Below are 20,833 nucleotides of genomic sequence, written 5' to 3' on the forward strand. Positions count from 1 at the left end.
GGCCACGCGATCATGTACGTGCTCGGCACGACGTACAACCTGTCGAAGCGCACGTTCCTGTACGGGACGGTCGCGTATGCGCGCAACGGCGGGAATTCGAACTTCTCGCTGCTCGCGTCGCCGCGCGACGCGACGTCGGGCACGAGCCCGATGACGGGCGAGTCGCAGACGGGCGCGTATGTGGGGATGATGCATACGTTCTGAGCGGGGCGGCGCGCACGCAAGGCACGGGTGAGGGTGGCCCGTGCCTTGTTGCGTTTACGGGGGCCGGCGTGCGGCGTGCCGTACGCGTTGCCGGTCAGAACCCGCATGCCTCGGTCGTCGTCAACGTCGCGAACGGCCCGCCGAGCGTCGCATTGTGATGCGCGACGATCCGCTCGGCCGGCAACGCGGGCGTATCCATGCAGGTATGCGCATCGGCGACGAGCACGGCGCGAAAGCCGAGATCGGCGGCCGCGCGGCACGCCGTGTCGATGCAGTACTGCGTCTTCATCCCCGCAATCACGATCTCGCCGATCCCGGCCGCGTGCAGCCATTCAGCGAGCCGTGTGCCCGCGAAACAACTCGGCCGGGTCTTGTCGAACACGATGTCGCGTGCCGTATCGATCGCGAGCGCCGGCAGCAATGCGGCGAGCGGCGCATCGGGCGCGATCGGCGAACCCGCCGGGCCGGTGTGGCGCACGGCGAATACGGGCGCGCCGGCTTCATGTGCGCGGCGAATCAGCCGGTTGACGTTGGCCAGCACGCGTTCGCCGTCATGCGGACGATCGGGGCCATGGAACAACCCGACTTGCATGTCGACGACGAGCAGCGCACGTTTCGGGGATGGGGCTTCGGACATCGCGTTTCTCCTGAAAGGCCGGTGCGGACGGAGAAACGACGAGACCCCGTCCGGAACCGGCGGGGCCTGTGGGAATCGGTGAAGGGCGCTACGACCTTGCGCGCACTCGCCGCACGGGCCCGCCGAAGGCGGTCGTGCGCGTGGTCGTCGAAAGGTTGAGCGTGGCGTCGTGCATGGAGCGATCATGCACGATGCGCGTTCGCTGCGTCAATGACGTGTCGCACGCCCCGCGTCGCCACCGCTCAATCGAGCGCCTTCCCGGCCTTCTCGTCCATGCAGCGAATCGCGAGCAGCGTGAGCACGCCGCAGCCGATCGCATACCACGCGGGCGCATTCGGATTGCCGGTCGCCGCGATCAGCCACGTGACGAAGAACTGCGCGAAGCCGCCGAAGATCGCGACGCCCACGCTGTACACGAGCGCGCCGCCGGTCGCCCGCACCGCCCGCGGGAACAGCTCGCCGAGCATCGCACCCGTCGCGCCGATGTTGATCGCGTGCACGATCGACAGCGCGGCGATGATCGACAGCAGCGACGCGGCGCCCGGCCAGCGGTTCAGCGCGATGAACGCGGGATAGATCGCGGCCATCAGCACGATGCGCGTCCACCAGACGATCCGGTTGCGGCCGAACACGTCGGACAGGTGCCCGCCGATCGGCGTCACGAGCATCAGGATCGCGCCGGCGACGCAGCCGGCCGTCATCGACAGCCAGGTCGGCAGGTGCAGCACCTGCACGCCGTAGATCGCCATGTAGAACACGATGATGTAGTGGATCGACGTGCCGCCGATCGTTACGCCGAGGCCCGCGAACACGGCCTTGCCGTGATGGCGCAGCACGTCGGCGAGCGGCAGCGACGCGACGGGTTCGTCGTGCGCGGCGGCCGGCGCGGCGGCCGGCACTTCCTCGACGGTGCGGCGCAGCCAGTAGCCGAGCGGCACGAACAGCGTGCCGATGATGAACGGCACACGCCAGCCCCAGCTCTCGAGCTGCGCGGCGTTGAGCGTCGACGTCAGCGCGACGCCGGTGAGCGCCCCGGCGAGCGCGGCGAGCCCCTGGCTCGAGAACTGGAACGACGCGTAGAAGCCGCGGCGATGCTGCGGCGCCTGTTCGAGCAGCAGCGTCGTCGACGCGCCGACTTCGCCACCCGATGCAAACCCTTGCAACAGGCGCGCAAGCACGAGCAGCAGCGGCGCGGCGAGGCCGATCTGCGCGAAGGTCGGCGCGATCGCGATCGTCGCGGTGCCGAGCGCCATCAGCAACAGCGTCAGGATCATCGCCTTCTTGCGGCCGGCGCGGTCGGCATACATGCCGATCACGAGGCCGCCGAGCGGGCGTGTGACGAAGCCGACGCCGAAGCTCGCGACCGCGAGCATCAATTGCCCGAACGACGAGTGCACCGGGAAGAACAGCTTGCCGATCAGGATCGCGAAGAAGCTGTAGACCGTGAAGTCGTAGAACTCGAGCGCGTTGCCGACCGCGGCGGCCGCGATCAGGCGGCGTTTCTTCGCGGCGGCGCGGGCATCGGCCGGCGAGCCGGCGAACGGAAGGGCGGACGTTTCCATGAGGTTCCCCTGCTAAGGCGCGGAACTGCGTGATGAAGGGCCGTCAGGCCGCGAGCCAGGCTTCGGCGACGCGGACCCAGTAACTCGCGCCGATCGCGAGGATGTCGTCGTTGAAGTCGTAGCCGGGGTTGTGCACCATGCAGCCGCCCTTGCTGCCGATGCCGTTGCCGATGAACGCATAGCAGCCGGGGCGTGCTTCGAGCATGTAGGCGAAGTCCTCGCTGCCCATCAGCGGCGCGGCCTCGGTTTCGACGCGATCGGCGCCGAGCATCTGGCGGGCGATGTCGGCCGCGAATGCGGTCGGTTCGGGATGGTTCACGAGGACCGGATAGCCGTAGTCGTAGTCGACTTCCGCCGTGATGCCGAAGCTTTCCGCCTGGCCCTTCGCGAGCGCCTCGATCCGGCGTGCGAGCAGCGCGCGCACGTCGGCGTCCAGCGCGCGCACCGACAGCTTCATCACGACGGTTTCCGGAATGATGTTGAAAGTCTCGCCGGCCTGCACGCTGCCGACGGTGATCACGGCCGCATGCTGCGCATCGACCTCGCGTGCGACGATCGTCTGCAGCGCGACCATGATGCTGCCCGCGGCCGACATCGGGTCGCGCGCGAAGTGCGGCATCGCGCCGTGTCCGCCGACGCCGCGCAGCGTGATCGTCACGCGGTCGGCCGACGCCATCGCGGCACCGGCGCGGAACGCCATGTCGCCGGCGGCGCGGCCCGGCATGTTGTGGATCGCGAAGATCGCGTCGCACGGAAAGCGCTCGAACAGGCCGTCGTCCATCATCGATTTCGCGCCGCCGAAGTTTTCCTCGGCCGGCTGGAAGATCAGGTTCAGCGTGCCGGAGAACTGGCGCGTGGCGGCGAGGTGGCGCGCCGCGCACAGCAGCATCGCGGTGTGGCCGTCGTGACCGCATGCATGCATCTTGTTTGCGTGGCGGCTCGCGTACGGCAGGCCGGTGGCTTCGGCGAGCGGCAGCGCGTCCATGTCGGCGCGCAGGCCGACGGTGCGCGTGCCTTGTCCTTCGCGCAGCACGCCGACGACGCCCGTCTTGCCGATGCCGCGATGCACTTCATAGCCCCACCCCGTGAGCAACTCGGCGACGAGATCGCTGGTCAGCGTTTCCTCGAACGCGAGCTCCGGATGCGCGTGGATGCGGCGGCGCACGTCGATCAGGTCGGGGGCGATCGCGGCGATGCCGGGGATGACGGGGTTCACGGCTTGCAGCATGGTGTCTCCTGTGGAGCAGGTGAGGCAGGTGGGGCCGGTGGGCGTTTGACGCACATATGACGGCCAAGCATATAAATTTCTGTCGGGTACCAGAAGCTGCTAAATTGCTTTGGTGCTCACCACCGGTTGCCGCTCGGGAATACCCTGATCCGCTGCGCGTGGCCGGGCGTCGGGTTTCCACGAATCACGCATGCCGCCATGAAATACCATCAGCTGAAAGCGTTCGTCACCGTCGCGGACGAAGGGAGCATCCGCGCGGCCGCGCGGCGCCTGAACGTGTCGCCGGCGGCGTTGACGAAGGCGGTCAAGGAGCTGGAGATCGCGCTCGGCGTGTCGCTCGTCGTGCGCACCGCGCGCGGCGTGCAACTCACCGCGTTCGGCCAGCAGCTGCAGGTGCGCGCGCGGCTGATCGTCGCCGAGATGCAGCGGGCGCGCGACGATATCGAGCAGGCGCAGGGCGCGATGACGGGCTCGGTCGCGGCGGCGATCACGCCGGCTGCGGCGGTGACGATCCTGCCCGACGCGTTTCGCGCGTTCCGGCGGCGCTTTCCGGTCGCGCGCGTCAATCTGATCGAAGGGTTTCCCGGCGTCGCGCTGCCGCGGCTGCACGACGGCTCGCTCGATTTCGCGGTCGCCGTCGTCGTGCCCGAACTGCTGGCGGCCGAGTTCGACCACGCGGAACTCTATGCGAGCCGATCGCTGATCGTCGCGCGCAAAGGGCATCCGCTCGCATCGGCCACGTCGCTGGCCGATCTCGTCGAGGCCGACTGGCTGATGAATCCGTCGCCGGAAAGCTCGACCCAGGTGCTGTTCAACTCGTTCGTCGCGTACGGGCTGCCGGTGCCGCAGCGGGTCGTCGAATGCCCGAGCTTCGGGCTCGCGCACAGCCTGATGACGGGCTGCGACCTGATCGCGTCGATGCCCGAACAGCTGCTGCAGGGCGAGTGGGCGCGCGACCAGCTCGCGGTGCTGCCGATCCGCGAGCGGCTGCCCGGCGTGTCCGTGCAGGTCGTCACGCGTCGCGACAGCCCGCTCACGCCGGCCGCGTCGATGCTGCTCGACTGCCTGCGCGATTCCGCGCGGCGCAAGGGGCTCCGATGAGTCGGGCAATGCATCGCGTAGTGATCCTGAACATCTGCCGCGCACCGCGGACCATTCCCGCTCGCGGCGCGCTCGCCGCGAGCCGGTATCATAGCGGCCGGCCCGCCGTTCCGGCCGGCTTCCGACAACACGCCATCCGGCATCCAGCAATCAGAGGCATCACATGACCAGTGCAACCCAATTCGACAACGTATCGGTCGTCAAGCGCGCGAACGTCTATTTCGACGGCAAGTGCGTGTCGCATACCGTGCTCTTCCCGGACGGCACGCGCAAGACGCTCGGCGTGATCCTGCCGTGCGCGCTCAACTTCGGCACGGACGCGCCCGAATTGATGGAAGTGCAGGCCGGCAAGTGCCGCGTGAAGCTCGACGGCAGCAGCGAATGGCAAACCTACGGCGCCGGCGAGTCGTTCTCGGTGCCGGGCAAGAGCCGCTTCGACATCGAAGTGCTCGAGACGCTCGACTACGTCTGCAGCTACCTGTAAGCGCATGAGCACCGGCCGCAACCCATGCGCGCGGCCGTCGCGCTGAAAGCAGAAAGCCCCGCCGAAGCGGGGCTTTCTCGTATTCGGACGGCGCGTTGCCGTCCGGCGCGGAGCTTACAGGCAGGCGTTGATGTCGCCCGCGGCAGCGGCGTCGCCACGCATGCCGACCCACGTCTTCGCGCCCGGCTTCGACGCCGGACGAACCATCGCGGCCGCGCCGTTCGGCGGTTGCTGGCCCGGTACGTAGACATCGGTCGCGAGGCCGTTGGCGAGCACGTTCTGCGTGACCACCTGTTGCTGCGACTTGTCGGCCCAGGTCTTTGCGATGCACGCCGACACGTCCTCCGCGGACTTCTGGCTTTGCCCCACGTTCTGCATGGCCGGATCGGCTGCATGTGCGGAAATTGCCACGGTCAATGCGATGAGCGGTAAGTATTTCACGTTCACGTTTTATCTCCCTCGAGTCGTGATTGATTGAGCGGGATGCGCAGCAGAACTTGAACTGCGTTCTTGTGAGATTGCATCGGACAAATGCGGTTCCGGCGATTCCGAAACAAGTTGTTAACACGCTTGCCAAACGACAATCCGGATGCTGTCCGTTCTGTTGCGATACGGCATGGGTCGCGCACGGCCCGCGTGGAGGCGGGGACGCGGCGACGACGTCATGCGTCGTGAGGTCGGCTCGCTGCCCTGTGGTGTGGCGGATTGACGGCCGCGGCGTGCTGCATGTATCTGCATGTCGCGCCGCGACGCTTCTTTATTGGATGACGAAGTGGAATGGCTGAAAGGGTGGCCCCGTCGCATGAGCACCATGATGACAAACTTTCGTCCGATGAATTGTCAACCAAGTTTAAACGCCGGACGCGGCGGAATGCGAACCGGCGCGCAGGGTGCGCGCCGATCCGGAACGGCGGGGGACGGTGAAGCGCGCGGTACGTATCAGCCGGCCTTGCGCGCACCGGCGTCGCGCAGGTTGACCGGTACGACCGGGCGGAAGCGTTCGCGCTTGTGTTCGTCGTCGAAGTGCTGGAGCGCGGGCTTGATGAGGTCGCTGCGCGACACGATGCCGATGATGCGCAGCGATTGCGGATCGTCGACGACCGGCAGGCGTTCGAGGCCGAGCATCGCGAGCCGCGACGCGACCACGCGGCACGTTTCGTGCGCGTGCGCGACGGCCGGCGCACGATCGATGAATGCGTTCGCGAGCGCCGCGCCGGGACCGGCTTGCGCACGCTGCGCGTCGAGCGTCGCACGATCGACGAGACCGAGCAGGCGGCCGTTCTGCACGACGGGGTACGCACGGTGCGTCTGCTTCGCGCCGAAGTACTGCGACTCGACGGCGTCGAGCGTCGTGCCGCCGTCGATCGAGACGAGATCGTCGGCCGGCGTCATCACCTCGGCCACGTCATGGCGTTCGAGCGGATCGACGCCGTATTCCCGGTAGATGTGGTAACCGCGGCGCGCGATCTTTTCCGTCATGATCGAACGCTTCATCACGACGGTCGCGAAGCCGTGCGCGACGAGCGTCGCCGCGAGCAGCGGCAGCAGCGCGTTCGCGTCGTGCGTGAGGCCGAACGCGAACACGATCGCGGTCAGCGGCGCACCGAGCGTGGCGCCGAGCGTCGCGGCCATGCAGACGAGCGGCCACAGCGCCGGATCGCCGCCGGGCAGCACCGGCGACAGCACGGTGCCGAGGCCCGCGCCGAGCATCAGCAGCGGGGCGAGTACACCGCCGGACGTGCCGGAGCCGAGCGCGATCACCCACATCACGGCCTTCACGGTCAACAGTGCGAGTGCGATCTTCAGCGCGATGTGCTGGTGCAGCAGGTCGCCGATCACGTCGTAGCCGACGCCGAGCGCGCGCGGCTCGAGCCAGCCGCCGATGCCGATCACGATCGCGCCGAGCGCCGGCCACCACATCCAGTGCACCGGCAGCTTCGCGAAGGTGTCCTCGACGCGGTACAGCGCCGCCGACAGGCCGCACGCGAGCGCGCCCGACAGCAGGCCCGCGACGATGCACGACAGCAGCGCGACGGGCGTCGGCGGCGCCGTGGTCAGCGCAAACAGCGGGTCGACTCCGAAGAACACGGCGCGGGCGAAACCGGCGACCGCGCAGGCGAGCGCGACCGGCAGGAAACTGCGCGGACGCCATTCGAACAGCAGCAGTTCGACCGCGAGCAGCACGGCGGCGACCGGCGTGCCGAACACGGCGGTCATGCCGGCGGCCGCGCCCGCGACGAGCAGCGTCTTGCGCTCGGCGGCGGTCACGTGCACGCATTGCGCGATCAGCGAGCCGAGCGCGCCGCCCGTCATGATGATCGGGCCTTCGGCGCCGAACGGGCCGCCGCTGCCGATCACGACACCCGACGACAGCGGCTTGAGGATCGCGACCTTCGGCGACATGCGGCTCTTGCCGAACAGGATCGCCTCGATCGCTTCCGGAATGCCGTGGCCGCGGATCTTCTCCGAACCGAAGCGCGCCATCAGCCCGACGATCAACCCGCCGATCACCGGCACGACGATCACCCATGCGCCGAGCGTGTGGTGCGCGGGCGAACGGTCGGCGAACGAAAACTGCTGGAAGAAGAACAGGTTCGTGAACAGGTGGATCAGGCTCGACAGCACGAACGCCGCCAGCGTGCCGAGCAAGCCGATCCCGGCAGCGAGCAACGCGATCCTGGGCAGGCGTTCGTTGGTCGAGAAGTCGCGTTTGTGCGGTGCGTTCATCGGCGTGAGGATAGGTCGGTAAAGCCTGGGTCAGTTATTGATCTGCGGAACCTGGAACGTGCCCTTGAGCGATTTCAGTTCCGCGCGATGCATGGCCGCGAGGTGGGCGAGCAGCGTCTCGCCGGCTTCCTCGAGGTGGACCTCGACCTGCCGGCGGTCCGCTTCGCTCGTCTTGCGCTTCACGAGCCCGAGTGCCTCGCAGCGCGTCACCAGCGCAACGACGCCGTGATGCTGCGCCTGCAGGCGTTCCGCGAGTTCGCCGATGGTGGCCCATTCGCGGTGCGGATAGCCCTTGATGTGCAGCAGCAGCAGGTACTGCAGCGGCGTCACGCCTTCGCTTTGCGCGGCGCGTTCGGAGAAGCGCTCGAAACGGCGCATCTGGTAGCGGAACTCGGACAGTTGCTGGAAATCGCTTTTGGTCAGCGCGCGTCGGGTATCGGTCATTGCGGTCGGTCGGGCAGCAGTTTCGGTAACGTTAAATATATCACAATATGATATAAATGGCCGAATTTCAGCGAAATAGATACATTACGCTGTCGTCGGCCCGTTGAGCGTCCGCGTTACGCGGCTTCGAGCATCTGCGTCTGGCGGTACAGGCCGGTGACGAGATCCGTCTGCGTGATGATGCCGACGAGCCGGCGTGATGCGTCGACGACCGGGATGTGGTGATGGCCCGAATGCGTAAACAGCGGCACCAGCGCGGTGATCGGCATGGTCTGCGGCACGGATGCGACGTCGCGGGTCATCACGGTCGCGACGCTGGGCGGCCGGCCGCCGAACGATTGCGGCAGCTGCGCGGCCAGCCGCCGCCACAGCGGGACCGGGCGGCGCAACGGGCGCGTGAGGTCGGCGCGCGTGACGATGCCGACCAGGCGATCGCTGCCGTCCACGACGGGCAGCGCCTTCACGCGATGGCGGTCGAGCAGCGTCAGCGCGGCCGTGACCGACGTCGACGGCGCGACTTCGATCGCGTTCTTCGTCATCAGGTCGGCGCACGTGAGCTGGCCGAACGTGCGCGCATAGGCCTGCATCTCGGTTTCGCGCAGCAGCATTTCGAGGTCGTCCGGGTCGACGTCGAGCCATTCGCCGCGGCGCTTCAGCACGGCGTCGAGATCGGCGCGCGTGAAGCCGCCGCGTGCCGGCGCGGCGCTGCCGCCTTGCGGTTTCGCGTCGTGGCGCACGCCGCCGTGCGGATAGCGGTGGCCCGTCAGCGCGTGGTACACGAGCGCGGCCGACAGCAGGATCGCCGATTGCAGTGCGATCGGCTCGACCACGAAGCGCAAGCCGAGCGCGTGGATCGCCGGGCCGCCGAGCACGGCCGTCAGCGCGACCGCGCCCGACGGCGGGTGCACGCAGCGCAGCGCGAACATGCCGCCGATCGCGAGGGCGACCGCGACCGCGGCGGCCGTGATCGGATCGGCGATCCACTGCGCGCAGGCGACGCCGACGGTCGCCGCCACCAGATTGCCGCCGATGATCGACCAGGGCTGCGCGAGCGGACTCGCGGGCACCGCGAACAGCAGCACGGCCGACGCGCCCATCGGCGCGACGAGCAGCGGCACGAGGCCCGGCACGCCGGGCAGCAGCCGCATCGTGACGCCGACCGTCGCGATCCCGACGAGCGCGCCCGCGCACGAGCGCATGCGCTCGCGCCAGCCGAGCGTCATCGGATGGGGAATGAAGCTGTGCAGCCATTGGCGGAAGGTGCGGCGCGACGGGGAGGGGCCTGACGACATGGACGATTGAGCGGTAAACATGACGATGCGCATGACGCAGCGCGAGGACGTCGAGAATTATATCGCATCGTGATATAAATTGTCGCGCTGCATCAACGCGTTGCCTGCGCGCGCCGCATCCGTCTTGCAGGAACCTTTCATCAGATGAAAGCCTGACTGCCCTGCGACCGCGCAAATTTGTCTGCAGCGGCGTACAATTCGGGCCACCGAATTCCCCGATACGCCACAACCACGCACGCGATGCCCGCTCTCCCGCCCGTTCCCCGGCATGGCGATCGCTTGCGCGTGGTTCGCGCGCACGCCCCGATTCCCGTCTGACGCGAGCGCCGCCGACGTTTCCCCACCGACACTCCCCAAGCCAATTCAATGGACATGCTCGAAAACATGCGCCTGTTCGTGCGCGTTGTCGAAGCCGGCAGTTTCACCGCGGTCGCCAAAGAAATCGATGCGACCACCGCGCAGGTGTCACGCGCGGTGTCGAACCTCGAAGCCCACGTACAGACGCGCCTGCTGCATCGCACGACGCGCCATCTCGGCCTCACCGAAAGCGGCGAGCGCTACTTCGAGCGTGCGAAATCGATCCTCGCCGAATTCGACTACGCGAACGCCGAGGCCCGCAACGCGCTGCTGCGGCCGAGCGGCAAGATGCGGATCCATGCGATGACGGGGCTCGGGCAGAGTCATGTCGTGTCGTCGATCGTGCGCTACCAGGAAGACAACCCGGACGTGTCGGTCGAGCTGACGCTCGCGCAACGGATGCCGAATCTCGTCGAGGAAGGCTACGACGTGTCGATCGTGACCGCGTCGCAGCTGCCCGATTCCGGCTATGTCGCGCAGACCTGCGGCACCAGTTGCAGCGTGCTGGTCGCATCGCGAGAATATCTCGCGCGGCACGGCACGCCGAAGACGCCCGACGACCTGCCGAACCACGTATGCCTGCGCCTCGATACGCCGGCATCGCCGGCCAGCGAGTGGCGGCTCGAGCGCGACGACGGCGAGGAGACCGTCTACGAACTGCAGCCGGCACCGTTCCAGGTCAACGTGCCGGATGCGCTGTGCGTCGCGGTGCGGGCGGGGCGCGGCATCGCGTGCGTCGCGCTGTATACGGTGCTCGACGACCTGCGCGCGGGGCGCCTGATCCGCGTGCTGCCCGAGTATCGGTTGCAGACCGTCAGCGTGTACGCGGTCTATGCGACGCGCCGCTATCTCGATGCGAAGATCCGCACCTTCCTCGACCATCTGCGCACGACGCTCACGCCCGCGCTGGAGAACGACCTGCGCGAACTCGACCGGCTTGCGGTCGAGCCGATGCCGGGCAGCCGCCAGCGCGCCTGATGCCGCCGGTCGCACGCCCGGCGGCGCCCGGTATCACGCGTCCGGCGTGACGCGAATCCGTTCGAAGCGGCCGGCGAGCCACGCGTAGGCGGCGATGCCGAGCAGCCCGTGCGCGGCGACGAACCACAGTGCGCCCGCGAAGGAGCCCGTGTGCGCGACGAAGTAGCCGATCACGAGCGGCGTGACGATCCCCGCGAGGTTGCCGAGACCGTTGAACACGCCGCCGCTCAGGCCGACCATCCCTTCGGGCGCGGTGTCGGCGAGCACGGCCCAGCCGACCGCCGCGAGCCCCTTGCCGAAGAACGCGATCGTCATCAGCGCGATCACGACGGCATTCGACGACGCGCCGTTCGCGAGCACGAGCAGCGTCGCCAGCGCCATCCCGACGACGAACGGCGTCTTGCGGGCGCGCGACGGATGCACGCCGCGCCGGATCAGCCAGTCCGACAGCACGCCGCCGAGCACGCCGCCCGTGAAGCCGCAGAGCGCCGGCAGCGCGGCCACCCAGCCGGCTTCCATGATCGTCATCCCGCGCCCCTTGATCAGGTAGATCGGGAACCACGTGATGAAGAAGTAGGTGAGCGCGGTGATGCAGTACTGGCCGATGTAGATCGCCCACAGGTTGCGGTGGCGGAACAGCTGCGACGCGTCGCGCCACGATAGGCGCGAGCGCTCGCGGACGCGGTTCGCTTCGAGATCGACGAGCGCACCGTGCGCGCGCAGGTAGTCGCGCTCGGCGTTGCTCACGCGCGGATGGCCGTGCGGCTCGCGATACCACGCGAACCAGAGCGCCGACAGCGCGACACCGAGCATCCCCATCCACAGGAACACGTGTTCCCAACCGAGCGCGTGCGTGAGCCACGCCATCGCGGGTGTGAACAGCACGACGGCCATGTACTGCGCGGAGTTGAACAGTGCGGATGCGGTGCCGCGCTCCGCGGTCGGAAACCAGCACGCGACGATCCGCGAATTGGCCGGGAACGCCGGCGATTCGACCAGGCCGAGCATGAAGCGCATCGCGAACAGCGCGAGCGTCGCGGCCGCCCCCTGCACGGCGAACCAGCCGACCGTGCCCTGCAGCATCGTGAAGATCGACCACAGCAGCAGGCTCAGGCCATACACGCGGCGCGCGCCGAAACGGTCGAGCAGCCAGCCGCCCGGGATCTGGCCGAGTGCATAGGCCCACGCGAACGCGGAAAACACGATGCCGAGCTGCACGGGCGTGAGCCCGAGGGCGTGCGCGACGCCGGTACCGGCGATCGACATCGTCGCGCGGTCCGCATAGTTGACGACGGTGACGGCGAAGATCAGCGCGAGGACCGTGTAACGGACGCGGCCGATCGTGCGCGACGCCGTGGATGAGGCGGGAGAGGTGGAAGAGGCGGCGACGGCTGCGCCGCCGCTGGATCGATTGGGCATGCGAGTCTCCTGGCCTCCGGCGTACGGAGGCGTTTCATTGGATGTTGTCTTGGTCGGGGAGGGGCGTGCGGCGGTCAGCCTGTAACGCTCGTCGGCGGCCGCTGGCCCGCGAAGCACGCGGCGAGGTTGGCGAGCACGATCCGGCCCATTCGTTCGCGTGTCTCGTGCGTGGCGCTCGCGCGGTGCGGCTGCACGACGACGCGCTCGAGTTCGAGCAGCGCGGCCGGCACGCGCGGTTCGTCGGCGAACACGTCGAGCCCCGCGCCGGCGATCGTGCCGTCGGCGAGCGCGCGCACGAGCGCGGCTTCGTCGACGAGCTTGCCGCGTGCGACGTTGATCAGGAATCCTTTGCTGCCGAGCGCGGCGAGCACGTCGGCGGTCACGAGCACGTTGCCGTGATCGGCGGACGCCGCGAGCACGAGCACGTCGCTGTCGCGCGCGAGCGCGGCGAGGTCGGGCACGTAGCGATAGCCGCTGTCGCGGTGTTCGCGCGGGCCGAAATAGCTGACCGGCATCCGGAACGCCTGCGCGCGCTGCGCGATCGCACGTCCCACGCGGCCAAGGCCGACGATGCCGAGCCGCTTGCCCGTCACCTGCGTCGCGAGCGGCTGCGCCACCTTGCCCCAGCGGCCGGCGCGCACGATGCGCTCGCCGGCGCCGAGGTCGCGCAGCGTCATCAGGATCAGCCCCAGCGCCATGTCGGCGACGTCGTCGGTCAGCACGTCGGGCGTCGTCGTCACGTGAATGCCGCGTGCGCGGGCGAGCTCGAGATCGACGGCGTCGGTGCCGATGCCGTTGATCGCGATGATCTCGAGCGCGCTCAGCCGCGCCATCAACGCGGCCGGCAACCCGTTCGCGCCGCCCGTGACGACGCCGCGGATGCGCGATGCGACGCGATCGAGCAGCGCGTCGGGCTGGTCGGCCGCATACAGCCGATGCACCGCGTAGCGGGCGGACAGTTCGGCGTCGATGGTGTCGGGGAGCGGCTGGGTGAGCAGAAGGTCGATGGTCATGAGGGTCTCGGTCGGCGTGCGCGGCGCGGGCCGCACATCAGGTGCAACCGAGTATAGGAATCGAATCGATATCGGTCTAACATCAAGACGCTATCGATTGATTCAAGATTTGAATGATTGAACTGAACCAGCTTCGCTGCTTCGTCGCCGTGGCCGAGGAACTGCATTTCGGGCGCGCGGCCAGGCGGCTCTTCATGACGCAGCCGCCGCTCAGCCGGCAGATCCAGTTGCTCGAGCACGCGCTCGGCATCGCGCTGCTCGAACGCAGCAGCCGGCAGGTCAGGCTGACCGCGGCCGGCGAGCGCTTCTTGCGCGACGCACGGCACATCCTCGAGTTTTCCGCGCGGGCCGAACAGGCCGCGCAGCGCGTCGCGCATGGCGGGGCCGGCCGCATCACGCTCGGCTTCACGGCCGTCAGCGCGTACCGGATGATTCCGGCGCTGCTCGCGCATGCGGCGCAGGCGCTGCCCGACGTCGACGTCGAACTGCGTGAAATGGTGTCGACCGTGCAGATCGACGCGCTGGCGTCGCGCATGCTCGATGCGGGCTTCGTGCGCCAGCGCGCGGCGCGCCATCCGCTCGAATACCGGCTCGTGCAACGCGAGCCGATGCTCGTCTCGGTCGCGCAGGGCGCGCCGCTGGCCGCGTACGAGCGGATCGGCCCGGACCAGCTCGACCGGCAGCCGTTCATCGCGTATTCGCCGAACGAGGGCAAGTACTTCCACGACATGATCTCGGGGATGTTCGCCGGCGCCGGGCGCTTGCCGAACTACCTGCATTACGTCGGGCAGACGCATACGATCCTCGGCCTGGTGCGTGCCGGGTTGGGTGCGGCGCTGGTGCCGGCGTCGGCGCGCGAGCTGCATGTGGACGGCGTGGTGTTCCGGCCGCTCGCGGACGTCGACGTGGCGGCGGAGCTGTATCTCGCGTGGCGCGCGGACAACGACAATCCGGCGCTGCCGGTGTTCAACGCGATGGTCGAGCAGTTTCTGACGCAGGAGGCGGACGGCGGGGGCGTTGTTTAGCCAAGGTCTGTTGTCTGATGATATCAGGCGCCGCGCCCGACGCGCGCCGACACCGGCCTGCAAGACCGGCACAGACCGGCGCCGTCTGCGATTCCGGCCCAAAACCACCACGCGGAAGGCCCGTTTTTCATCCGCGCACGGGAAAACCCTCATTTTTCTCTCATCGGTCGTCGTATTACTGTATCGATACACTAAATCGATACAGTTGCGCCTGGAGGCGCACTGCAAAGGAGACGGCCATGACTACCTTCACCCGGCGGCGCTTTCTGCAAACGGCGCCCGCCGCCACGCTCGCGGTCGCGGGCGGCCTGCCGGCGATCGGCCGCGCGGCGCAAACCGTGACGCTGCGCTGCTCGTCGTCGATGCCGGCCGACCAGAACGCCGCGCACTACGTGTGGTACGAGCGGCTTGCCGCGAACCTGAAGGCGAGCGTCGGCGATGCGATCCGGGTCGACTACTTTCCGAACAGCCAGCTCGGCAAGGAGAGCGACGTCGCGCAGCAGGTGAAGATCGGCGCGATCGACATGATGATCGCGGGGTCGTCGATCTGGGCCACGGTCGCACCCGAGCTCGGCATGCTCGATCTCGGCTACCTGTTCGACAGCTATGCGCACGTCGCGAAGGTGCTCGACGGCCAGGTCGGCACCAGCCTGAACGCGCTGCTGCAAAAGCGCGCGGGCTGCTCGGTGCTGACGTGGGGCTCGCACTTCGGTGGGCGCTGCGTGTTCACGAAGCAGCCGGTGACGGCGCTGCCGGGCGTGAAGGGCACGAAGCTGCGCGTGCTGCCGACGCCGGCGTTCATGGACACCTTCAAGGTGATGGGCGCGGTGCCGACGCCGATTCCGTTCGGCGAGCTGTACATGGCCGTGCAGACGGGCGTCGTCGACGGGCTCGAGCACGATCCGGCCACCGTGCTCGCGAGCCGCTTCGACGAGATCGTCAAGTCGTGCTGGCAATCGCACCACGTGTTCGCGGCGATGACCGTCGTGATGGGGCGGCGCGCGCTCGAGCGGATTCCGGCGAACCTGCGCCCGGCGTTCGACCGCGCGGTGGCCGATGCGACCGCGCAACAGCGCGCGATCGCGACGCAGAAGGCCGCGCAGGCGGAGGCGGCGCTGAAGCAGCACGGGATGACGTTCCATCCGATGGCGGAGGCCGAGCGCGCCGCGCTGCGGCAGGCGATGCACGACCGCCTCTACGTGGCGTTCGCCAAGCAATATCCGGCCACCGCGCCGCTGTTTCCGGCGATCGCCGCGGCGCGGGGTTGAGCAATGGATACCGGTTCCGTTTCGAGCGTCGTGCCGGGCGCCGGCGCAGACCGCCCCGCGCGCGCCGCCGTCCGCGCGCTGGCGGCGGCGATGCGCTGGATCGAATACGTGTCGGCCGCGGTGCTGGCCGTCGACGTGCTCGTGGTGTTCGTGTCGGTCGTGTTCCGCTATTTCCTGCACGATCCGGTCGACTGGGCCGAGGAGGTCGCGAGCGCGCTGATGATCGTGCTGGTGTTCTTCGGCGCGGCGACGGTGCTCGGCCGCAGCCAGCACGTCGGCATCGACCTGTTCCGCGGCTGGCTGCCGGCGCGCTGGCAGGGTGCGCTCGTGCAGATCGGACACTGGATCGTCGCGGCGGTGTCGCTGAACCTGCTGGCGTCGTCGTGGCAGCTGCTCGGCGATTCGTACGACCAGTTGACGACCGGCGGCCTGCCGGGCTGGATCAACGTGTATCCGATGATGTTTGGCGCGCTGTTCATGAGCGTGTTCGCGCTCGCGAACGCGCTGAACGCGCCGCGCCGCCGCGTACTTGGCACGCTTGCGTGCTGCGCGGTGCTCGCGGGCGCCGTGTACGGCTGGAACGCGCTGCGGCCCGAGCATGCGATCGCGCCGGGGGCGCTGCTGATCGCCGGCTTCGTCGGCGGGCTCGTGCTGGGCGTGCCGATCGGCTTCGTGCTCGCGTTCTCGGCGCTGCTGTATTTCCTCGCCGACCCGACGCTGCCGTTGCAGGTCTACTCGCAGCAGGTGATGGCCGGCGCCGATCACTTCGTGCTGCTGGCGGTGCCGTTCTTCGTGCTGGCCGGCTTGCTGATGGAGTCGAACGGGATGTCCACGCGGCTCGTCGAATTGCTGCTGCGGATCTTCGGGCGGGTGCGCGGCGGGCTCGGGTTGATCGTGATCCTTGCGACGGCGTGCTTTTCCGGCGTGTCGGGTTCGAAGCTGGCCGACATCGCGGCGGTGGGCGGCGTCGTGATGCCGGCCGTGCGCCGTGCGCGCCAGGACCCCGACGAAACCGCGGCGCTGCTCGCGTGCAGCGCGGTGATGGCCGAGACGATCCCGCCGTGCGTGAACATGATCATCATGGGCTTCGTCGCGAACATCTCGATCGCGGGGCTGTTCGTCGCGGGAATCGTGCCGGCGGCCGTGCTCGCCGCGTCGCTGGCGGTCGTGACCGTGATCTGCGGACGCCGCATCGACATCGACGCGGTGTTCGTCGAGCGCCGCGCGTGGCTGCCGCTCGCGGGCGGCGCGCTGGTCGCGCTGATCATGGTCGTGATGATCGGCAAGGGCGTGACGTCGGGCATCGCGACCTCGACGGAAGTGTCGGCCTTCGCGGTGGTCTATGCGCTGGTGATCGGCTGGACGGCGTTCCACGAACTGACCTGGCGCTCGGTCGGCCGCGTGTTCGTGCGTGCGGCATCGATGGCGAGCGGCATCCTGTTCATCGTCGCGGCGGCGTCGAGCGTGTCGTTCGCGCTGTCGATCGAGCAGATTCCGGCGCTCGTCTCGGGCACAATGACCGCGTTTGCCCATCAGTACGGCTCGACGGCGTTCCTGTTGCTGGCGGCGCTCCTGATGATCGTGTTCGGCGCCGTGCTCGAAGGCGCGCCCGCGCTGATCATCTTCGGGCCGCTGCTCGCGCCGATCGCGCTGCAGCTCGGCATCAACCCGCTGCATTTCGGCACGGTCGTGGTGGTGGCGATGGGGCTCGGGTTGTTCGCGCCGCCCGTCGGCCTCGGGCTGTTCACGACCTGCGCGATCACGGGGACCGAGGTCGCGCGCGTCGCCCGGCCGATGGTGAAATACCTGCTGGTGCTGTTCGTTGCCCTCGTGGCGCTGATCTTCGCACCGGCGTTTTCGTTGTGGCTGCCGGCCCGTTTCGGCCTGTAGCCCGTTCAATGCAAGACGACATGAGTACGATTCAGGACGTGGCCCGTCATGCGGCCGTTTCGGTCAGCACGGTTTCGAACGTGCTCAACGGCCGCACCGACCAGATGAAGCCGGAGACGCTCGAGCGCGTGAAGGCGTCGATGGATGCGCTGCAGTACCGGCCGAGCACGCTCGCGCGCCAGCTCAAGACGGGGCAGACGCCGCTCGTCGGGTTGCTGGTGCCGTCGATGGCGAATCCGATGTACGGCTACATCGCGCGTGAGATCGAGGCTTGCGCGCAGGAGCAGTACGGTCATCGCGTGCTGATCGGCAACACGTACCGCGACGCGGGCAAGGAGGCGGCGTTCTTCGACGACCTGTTCGCGCACGGCGTGCGGCGCGTGATCGTGATCTCGTCGCTCGCCGACGAAAGCCACCTCGAACGCGCGGCCGAACGCGGGATGACGGTCGTCAGCTACGACCGCCGCGCGACGCCCGGCGAGCAATCGAAGGTCGATCACGTGACGGCCGACAACGAGGCGGCCGCGCGGCTCGCGACCGGCTGCCTCGTCGCCGCGGGCCATACGCGGCTCGCGTTCGCGACCGTGGCCGGCATCACCGTGAGCCGCAGCGACAAGATTCGCGGCTTTCTCGAAGTGGCGCGCGACGCAGGCGCCGATGCGCAAGTGCTCGAAGGCGGCCCGGCGAACGAATACGGCGACGCGGTGATCGTCGAGGTCGGGCGCGCGCTCGGCGCCGCGCTCGCGGCCGATCCGGCGCGGCCGACCGGCGTCGTCGCGGTCAACGACCTGTTCGCGCTCGGCCTGATGGCGGGGCTGCGCGACGGCGGATTGCGCGTGCCGGACGATGTGTCGGTCGTCGGGATGGACGGCCATTTCCTGTCGGCGATCTCGTGGCCGGCGCTGACCACGGTGCAACTGCCCGTCACCGAGATGGCCGCGGAGATGGTGCGGCGCGTGATGCGGCACGACGGCGACCCGTCATCGGCGCCCGGGCAGTGCGTGTTCCCGGGCGTCACGCTGGTCGAGCGCGCGTCGGTCGCGCCGCCGCCGCGCGCGGTCGAATCGAACGGAGACAACGCATGACGCGCGTCTACGTGACCCATCCGTCGGGGATGTTCGATTACTACTTCGGCGCGAAGGCGCTGTGCGCGCTGCAGGCGCTCGCGGACGTCACGTGCAATCCGCTCGACCGGGAGCTCGGCACGGACGAGCTGATCGCCGCCGCGCAGGGGTGCGACGCGATCATCGCGTACCGGCAGACGCCGGCGCCGCGTGCGCTGTTCGCGGGGCTGCCCGCGCTCGCCGCGTTCCTGCGCTGCGCGGTCGACATCCGTACCGTCGACGTCGACGCGGCGAGCGAGTTCGGCGTGCTGGTCACGCAGGCGAGCCCCGGGTTCGGGCCGGCCGTCGCGGAGTGGGTGATCGGCGCGATGATCGGCCTCGCGCGCGGGATCGGCGGCTACGCGGATGCGTACCACCGCGGCACGCCGCCGCTGCCGCGGATGGGCCGCGAATTGCGCGGCAGCACGCTGGGCGTGGTCGGCTATGGACAGATCGCGCGTCATCTCGTGCCGATCGCGACGGCGTTCGGGATGCGCGTGCTCGTGTGCGACCCGTACGTGCGGGTCGACGCGCCGTCGATCGAACAGGTCGACCGCGCGACCTTGCTGCGCGACGCGGATTACGTCGTGTGCCTCGCGCCCGCGACGCCGGCCACCGCGAACCTGTTCGATGCGCGCGCGTTCGCCGCGATGAAGCCGGGCGCGTGCTTCGTCAATGCGTCGCGCGGCGAGCTGGTCGACGAGCAGGCGCTGGCCGACGCGCTCGACGGCGGCCGGCTGGCCGGTTGCGCGCTCGACGTCGGCCGCGCGGCGGACCAGATGCCGACGCCCGGACTCGCCGCGCATCCGCGCGTGATCGCCACGCCGCACATCGGCGGACTGACGCGACCGGCGGTCGAGCACCAGGCGCTGGAGACGGTCGACCAACTCGCCGCGCTGCTCGACGCACGCGTGCCGAACGGCGCGGTCAACGCCGCGCATGCGACGCGGCTCGAACGCTGGCGGTCGGCCGACGCGTCCGCCGCGCCGGGTGTGCGATGACGCGCGACGAAGGCGGCATGCGGCTGGCGCCGGTGTGCGATTGCCATATCCACATCTACGACGATGCATATCCGCTCGCGCCGACGGCGACGTTCCGCCCGCCGCATGCGCCGGTGGATGCGTATCGCCGCGTGCAACAGACGCTCGGCCTCGCGCGCGTGGTCGTCGTGCAACCGACCGGTTATGGCTTCGACAACCGCTGCACGCTCGATGCGCTGGCCGCGCTCGGCCCGCAGGCGCGCGGCGTCGCGACGGTGCCGGTCGACGTGCCGGATGCCGAACTCGAGCGGCTGCACGCGGCGGGCATCCGCGGCGTGCGGTTCATGACGCTGTCGGGCGGCGTCGCGCGATGGGACGAGCTCGAGCGGATGGCCGCGCGGATCGCGCCGCTCGGCTGGCACATCGATTTGCAGCTCGACGGCCGGACGCTGCCCGACGTCGAGCCGATGCTGGCGTCGTTGCCGGCGCGCGTCGTCATCGATCACACGGGCAAGTTCCTGACGCCGGTTGCACCGGATGCGCCGGCCTTCGTTGCGTTGCGGCGCCTGCTGGATCGCGGCCACGTGTGGGTGAAGCTGTCCGCGCCTTACGAGACCTCGCGATCCGGTGCGCCCGGTTACGACGATGTCGCACGCCTTGCCACCGTGCTCGCACGCGCGCATGCGGCGCGCTGCGTGTGGGGCAGCAACTGGCCGCACCCGAACGCGTCGCCGCTGCCCGACGATGCGCAACTCCTCGGCTGGTTGCACGCGTGCGCGGCGGACGCGGCGGTCGGCCGCGCGATACTCGTCGACAACCCGGCCGTGCTGTATGGGTTCGATGCGGACACCTCGATCGGCGCCGCGATGTAACGTGGTCGGCCGCGGGCCGAGCCTCGACGGCCATGCGGTCGACGCGTTCGTCCACGACTTTCCGGTGCGATAGGCGCTGCGTGAAGCGAAGAGGGTGAAGCGGGGAAGGTGTAGCAGCGGGAGTTGAAGCGCGGCGGGGGGGGGGGGGGGGGGGGGGGGGGGTTGGGGGGATGGGGGGGGGGGGGGGGGGGGGGGGGGGCGGGGGGGGGGGGGGGGGGGGGGGGGGGGGGGGGGGGGGGGGGGGGGGGG

The 20,833-nt window shown here is 69.2% G+C and carries 18 protein-coding genes and 1 pseudogene; 10 read left to right on the forward strand and 9 right to left on the reverse strand.

Features of this window, described 5'->3' with window-relative positions:
- Window positions 1–204, forward strand: a pseudogene (locus DIE04_RS29170) (porin); the annotation flags it as partial.
- A gap of 94 nt (window positions 205–298) precedes the next feature.
- On the opposite strand, the gene DIE04_RS29175 reads toward DIE04_RS29170, so the two are convergent.
- The 3 genes from DIE04_RS29175 to DIE04_RS29185 form a co-directional block, all read right to left on the reverse strand.
- Window positions 299–841 (reverse strand): cysteine hydrolase family protein, encoded by a 543-nt coding sequence (locus DIE04_RS29175; protein WP_124522101.1) that lies wholly within the window; start codon window positions 839–841, stop codon window positions 299–301.
- A 242-nt stretch (window positions 842–1,083) separates the two neighbouring features.
- A complete protein-coding gene (locus DIE04_RS29180; protein WP_124522099.1) occupies window positions 1,084–2,403 on the reverse strand; it encodes an MFS transporter in 1,320 nt (439 codons plus the stop codon).
- 43 nt (window positions 2,404–2,446) lie between these two features.
- Window positions 2,447–3,631, reverse strand: a complete 1,185-nt coding sequence (locus tag DIE04_RS29185; protein WP_124484607.1) for a M20 aminoacylase family protein — start codon at window positions 3,629–3,631, stop codon at window positions 2,447–2,449.
- A gap of 198 nt (window positions 3,632–3,829) precedes the next feature.
- Between DIE04_RS29185 and DIE04_RS29190 the strand changes: the two genes are divergently transcribed.
- Together DIE04_RS29190 and DIE04_RS29195 are read left to right on the forward strand one after the other, a co-directional pair.
- The gene (locus DIE04_RS29190; protein ID WP_044843294.1) at window positions 3,830–4,732 is read left to right on the forward strand and encodes a LysR substrate-binding domain-containing protein; all 903 of its coding nucleotides are present in this window, start codon (window positions 3,830–3,832) and stop codon (window positions 4,730–4,732) included.
- 163 nt (window positions 4,733–4,895) lie between these two features.
- Entirely contained in the window at window positions 4,896–5,216 is a 321-nt protein-coding gene (locus DIE04_RS29195) for a pyrimidine/purine nucleoside phosphorylase (RefSeq protein ID WP_006478890.1), read from the forward strand.
- A 114-nt stretch (window positions 5,217–5,330) separates the two neighbouring features.
- On the opposite strand, the gene DIE04_RS29200 is transcribed toward DIE04_RS29195, so the two are convergent.
- The 4 genes from DIE04_RS29200 to DIE04_RS29215 all read right to left on the reverse strand — a co-directional run bounded on the left by DIE04_RS29200 (window position 5,331) and on the right by DIE04_RS29215 (window position 9,679).
- Window positions 5,331–5,663, reverse strand: coding sequence for a hypothetical protein (locus DIE04_RS29200; RefSeq protein WP_185500442.1), 333 nt, complete (start codon window positions 5,661–5,663; stop codon window positions 5,331–5,333).
- 492 nt (window positions 5,664–6,155) lie between these two features.
- Entirely contained in the window at window positions 6,156–7,943 is a 1,788-nt protein-coding gene (locus tag DIE04_RS29205) for a chloride channel protein (protein ID WP_124522095.1), read from the reverse strand.
- A 30-nt stretch (window positions 7,944–7,973) separates the two neighbouring features.
- The gene (locus DIE04_RS29210; protein WP_124484609.1) at window positions 7,974–8,387 is read right to left on the reverse strand and encodes a MarR family winged helix-turn-helix transcriptional regulator; all 414 of its coding nucleotides are present in this window, start codon (window positions 8,385–8,387) and stop codon (window positions 7,974–7,976) included.
- A 116-nt stretch (window positions 8,388–8,503) separates the two neighbouring features.
- Window positions 8,504–9,679 carry an HPP family protein gene (locus DIE04_RS29215; RefSeq protein ID WP_124522093.1) on the reverse strand — a complete coding sequence of 392 codons (1,176 nt, stop codon included), beginning with the start codon at window positions 9,677–9,679 and terminating at the stop codon, window positions 8,504–8,506.
- A gap of 366 nt (window positions 9,680–10,045) precedes the next feature.
- Between DIE04_RS29215 and DIE04_RS29225 the strand changes: the two genes are divergently transcribed.
- A complete protein-coding gene (locus tag DIE04_RS29225; protein ID WP_044843298.1) occupies window positions 10,046–11,014 on the forward strand; it encodes a LysR family transcriptional regulator in 969 nt (322 codons plus the stop codon).
- A gap of 33 nt (window positions 11,015–11,047) precedes the next feature.
- Here DIE04_RS29225 and DIE04_RS29230 read toward each other — a convergent pair whose 3' ends face one another.
- Window positions 11,048–12,433: an MFS transporter gene (locus DIE04_RS29230; RefSeq protein ID WP_124522089.1), complete on the reverse strand. Its 1,386-nt coding sequence runs from the start codon at window positions 12,431–12,433 to the stop codon at window positions 11,048–11,050.
- Between the two features lie 74 nt (window positions 12,434–12,507).
- Entirely contained in the window at window positions 12,508–13,446 is a 939-nt protein-coding gene (locus DIE04_RS29235; protein WP_124522087.1) for a 2-hydroxyacid dehydrogenase, read from the reverse strand.
- A 113-nt stretch (window positions 13,447–13,559) separates the two neighbouring features.
- Here DIE04_RS29235 and DIE04_RS29240 point away from each other — a divergent pair, with 113 nt between their 5' ends.
- From DIE04_RS29240 to DIE04_RS29265, 6 genes are all read left to right on the forward strand, one after another.
- Window positions 13,560–14,471 carry a LysR substrate-binding domain-containing protein gene (locus DIE04_RS29240; RefSeq protein WP_124522085.1) on the forward strand — a complete coding sequence of 304 codons (912 nt, stop codon included), beginning with the start codon at window positions 13,560–13,562 and terminating at the stop codon, window positions 14,469–14,471.
- Window positions 14,472–14,710: 239 nt separating this feature from the next.
- Window positions 14,711–15,739: a TRAP transporter substrate-binding protein gene (locus tag DIE04_RS29245; RefSeq protein ID WP_124522083.1), complete on the forward strand. Its 1,029-nt coding sequence runs from the start codon at window positions 14,711–14,713 to the stop codon at window positions 15,737–15,739.
- A 3-nt stretch (window positions 15,740–15,742) separates the two neighbouring features.
- Window positions 15,743–17,629, forward strand: coding sequence for a TRAP transporter large permease subunit (locus DIE04_RS29250; protein ID WP_124522081.1), 1,887 nt, complete (start codon window positions 15,743–15,745; stop codon window positions 17,627–17,629).
- 8 nt (window positions 17,630–17,637) lie between these two features.
- Window positions 17,638–18,714: a LacI family DNA-binding transcriptional regulator gene (locus DIE04_RS29255; protein ID WP_124522079.1), complete on the forward strand. Its 1,077-nt coding sequence runs from the start codon at window positions 17,638–17,640 to the stop codon at window positions 18,712–18,714.
- Window positions 18,711–19,733 (forward strand): D-isomer specific 2-hydroxyacid dehydrogenase family protein, encoded by a 1,023-nt coding sequence (locus DIE04_RS29260; RefSeq protein ID WP_124522077.1) that lies wholly within the window; start codon window positions 18,711–18,713, stop codon window positions 19,731–19,733. The genes DIE04_RS29255 and DIE04_RS29260 overlap by 4 nt, the downstream gene beginning before the upstream one ends.
- Entirely contained in the window at window positions 19,730–20,584 is an 855-nt protein-coding gene (locus DIE04_RS29265) for an amidohydrolase (protein ID WP_124522075.1), read from the forward strand. Before DIE04_RS29260 ends, DIE04_RS29265 begins: the two co-directional genes overlap by 4 nt.
- The last annotated feature ends 249 nt before the right edge of the window (window positions 20,585–20,833 follow it).

This window comes from Burkholderia sp. Bp8994 (assembly GCF_003853805.1).
GTDB lineage: Bacteria > Pseudomonadota > Gammaproteobacteria > Burkholderiales > Burkholderiaceae > Burkholderia.

Bases quoted from the DNA above. Each gene is read 5' to 3' on its own strand.
- DIE04_RS29175 (WP_124522101.1), bottom strand. From the start codon at position 841: ATGTCCGAAGCCCCATCCCCGAAACGTGCGCTGCTCGTCGTCGACATG.
- DIE04_RS29180 (WP_124522099.1), bottom strand. From the start codon at position 2,403: ATGGAAACGTCCGCCCTTCCGTTCGCCGGCTCGCCGGCCGATGCCCGC.
- DIE04_RS29185 (WP_124484607.1), bottom strand. From the start codon at position 3,631: ATGCTGCAAGCCGTGAACCCCGTCATCCCCGGCATCGCCGCGATCGCC.
- DIE04_RS29190 (WP_044843294.1), top strand. From the start codon at position 3,830: ATGAAATACCATCAGCTGAAAGCGTTCGTCACCGTCGCGGACGAAGGG.
- DIE04_RS29195 (WP_006478890.1), top strand. From the start codon at position 4,896: ATGACCAGTGCAACCCAATTCGACAACGTATCGGTCGTCAAGCGCGCG.
- DIE04_RS29205 (WP_124522095.1), bottom strand. From the start codon at position 7,943: ATGAACGCACCGCACAAACGCGACTTCTCGACCAACGAACGCCTGCCC.
- DIE04_RS29210 (WP_124484609.1), bottom strand. From the start codon at position 8,387: ATGACCGATACCCGACGCGCGCTGACCAAAAGCGATTTCCAGCAACTG.
- DIE04_RS29215 (WP_124522093.1), bottom strand. From the start codon at position 9,679: ATGTCGTCAGGCCCCTCCCCGTCGCGCCGCACCTTCCGCCAATGGCTG.
- DIE04_RS29225 (WP_044843298.1), top strand. From the start codon at position 10,046: ATGGACATGCTCGAAAACATGCGCCTGTTCGTGCGCGTTGTCGAAGCC.
- DIE04_RS29230 (WP_124522089.1), bottom strand. From the start codon at position 12,433: ATGCCCAATCGATCCAGCGGCGGCGCAGCCGTCGCCGCCTCTTCCACC.
- DIE04_RS29235 (WP_124522087.1), bottom strand. From the start codon at position 13,446: ATGACCATCGACCTTCTGCTCACCCAGCCGCTCCCCGACACCATCGAC.
- DIE04_RS29240 (WP_124522085.1), top strand. From the start codon at position 13,560: ATGATTGAACTGAACCAGCTTCGCTGCTTCGTCGCCGTGGCCGAGGAA.
- DIE04_RS29245 (WP_124522083.1), top strand. From the start codon at position 14,711: ATGACTACCTTCACCCGGCGGCGCTTTCTGCAAACGGCGCCCGCCGCC.
- DIE04_RS29250 (WP_124522081.1), top strand. From the start codon at position 15,743: ATGGATACCGGTTCCGTTTCGAGCGTCGTGCCGGGCGCCGGCGCAGAC.
- DIE04_RS29255 (WP_124522079.1), top strand. From the start codon at position 17,638: ATGCAAGACGACATGAGTACGATTCAGGACGTGGCCCGTCATGCGGCC.
- DIE04_RS29260 (WP_124522077.1), top strand. From the start codon at position 18,711: ATGACGCGCGTCTACGTGACCCATCCGTCGGGGATGTTCGATTACTAC.
- DIE04_RS29265 (WP_124522075.1), top strand. From the start codon at position 19,730: ATGACGCGCGACGAAGGCGGCATGCGGCTGGCGCCGGTGTGCGATTGC.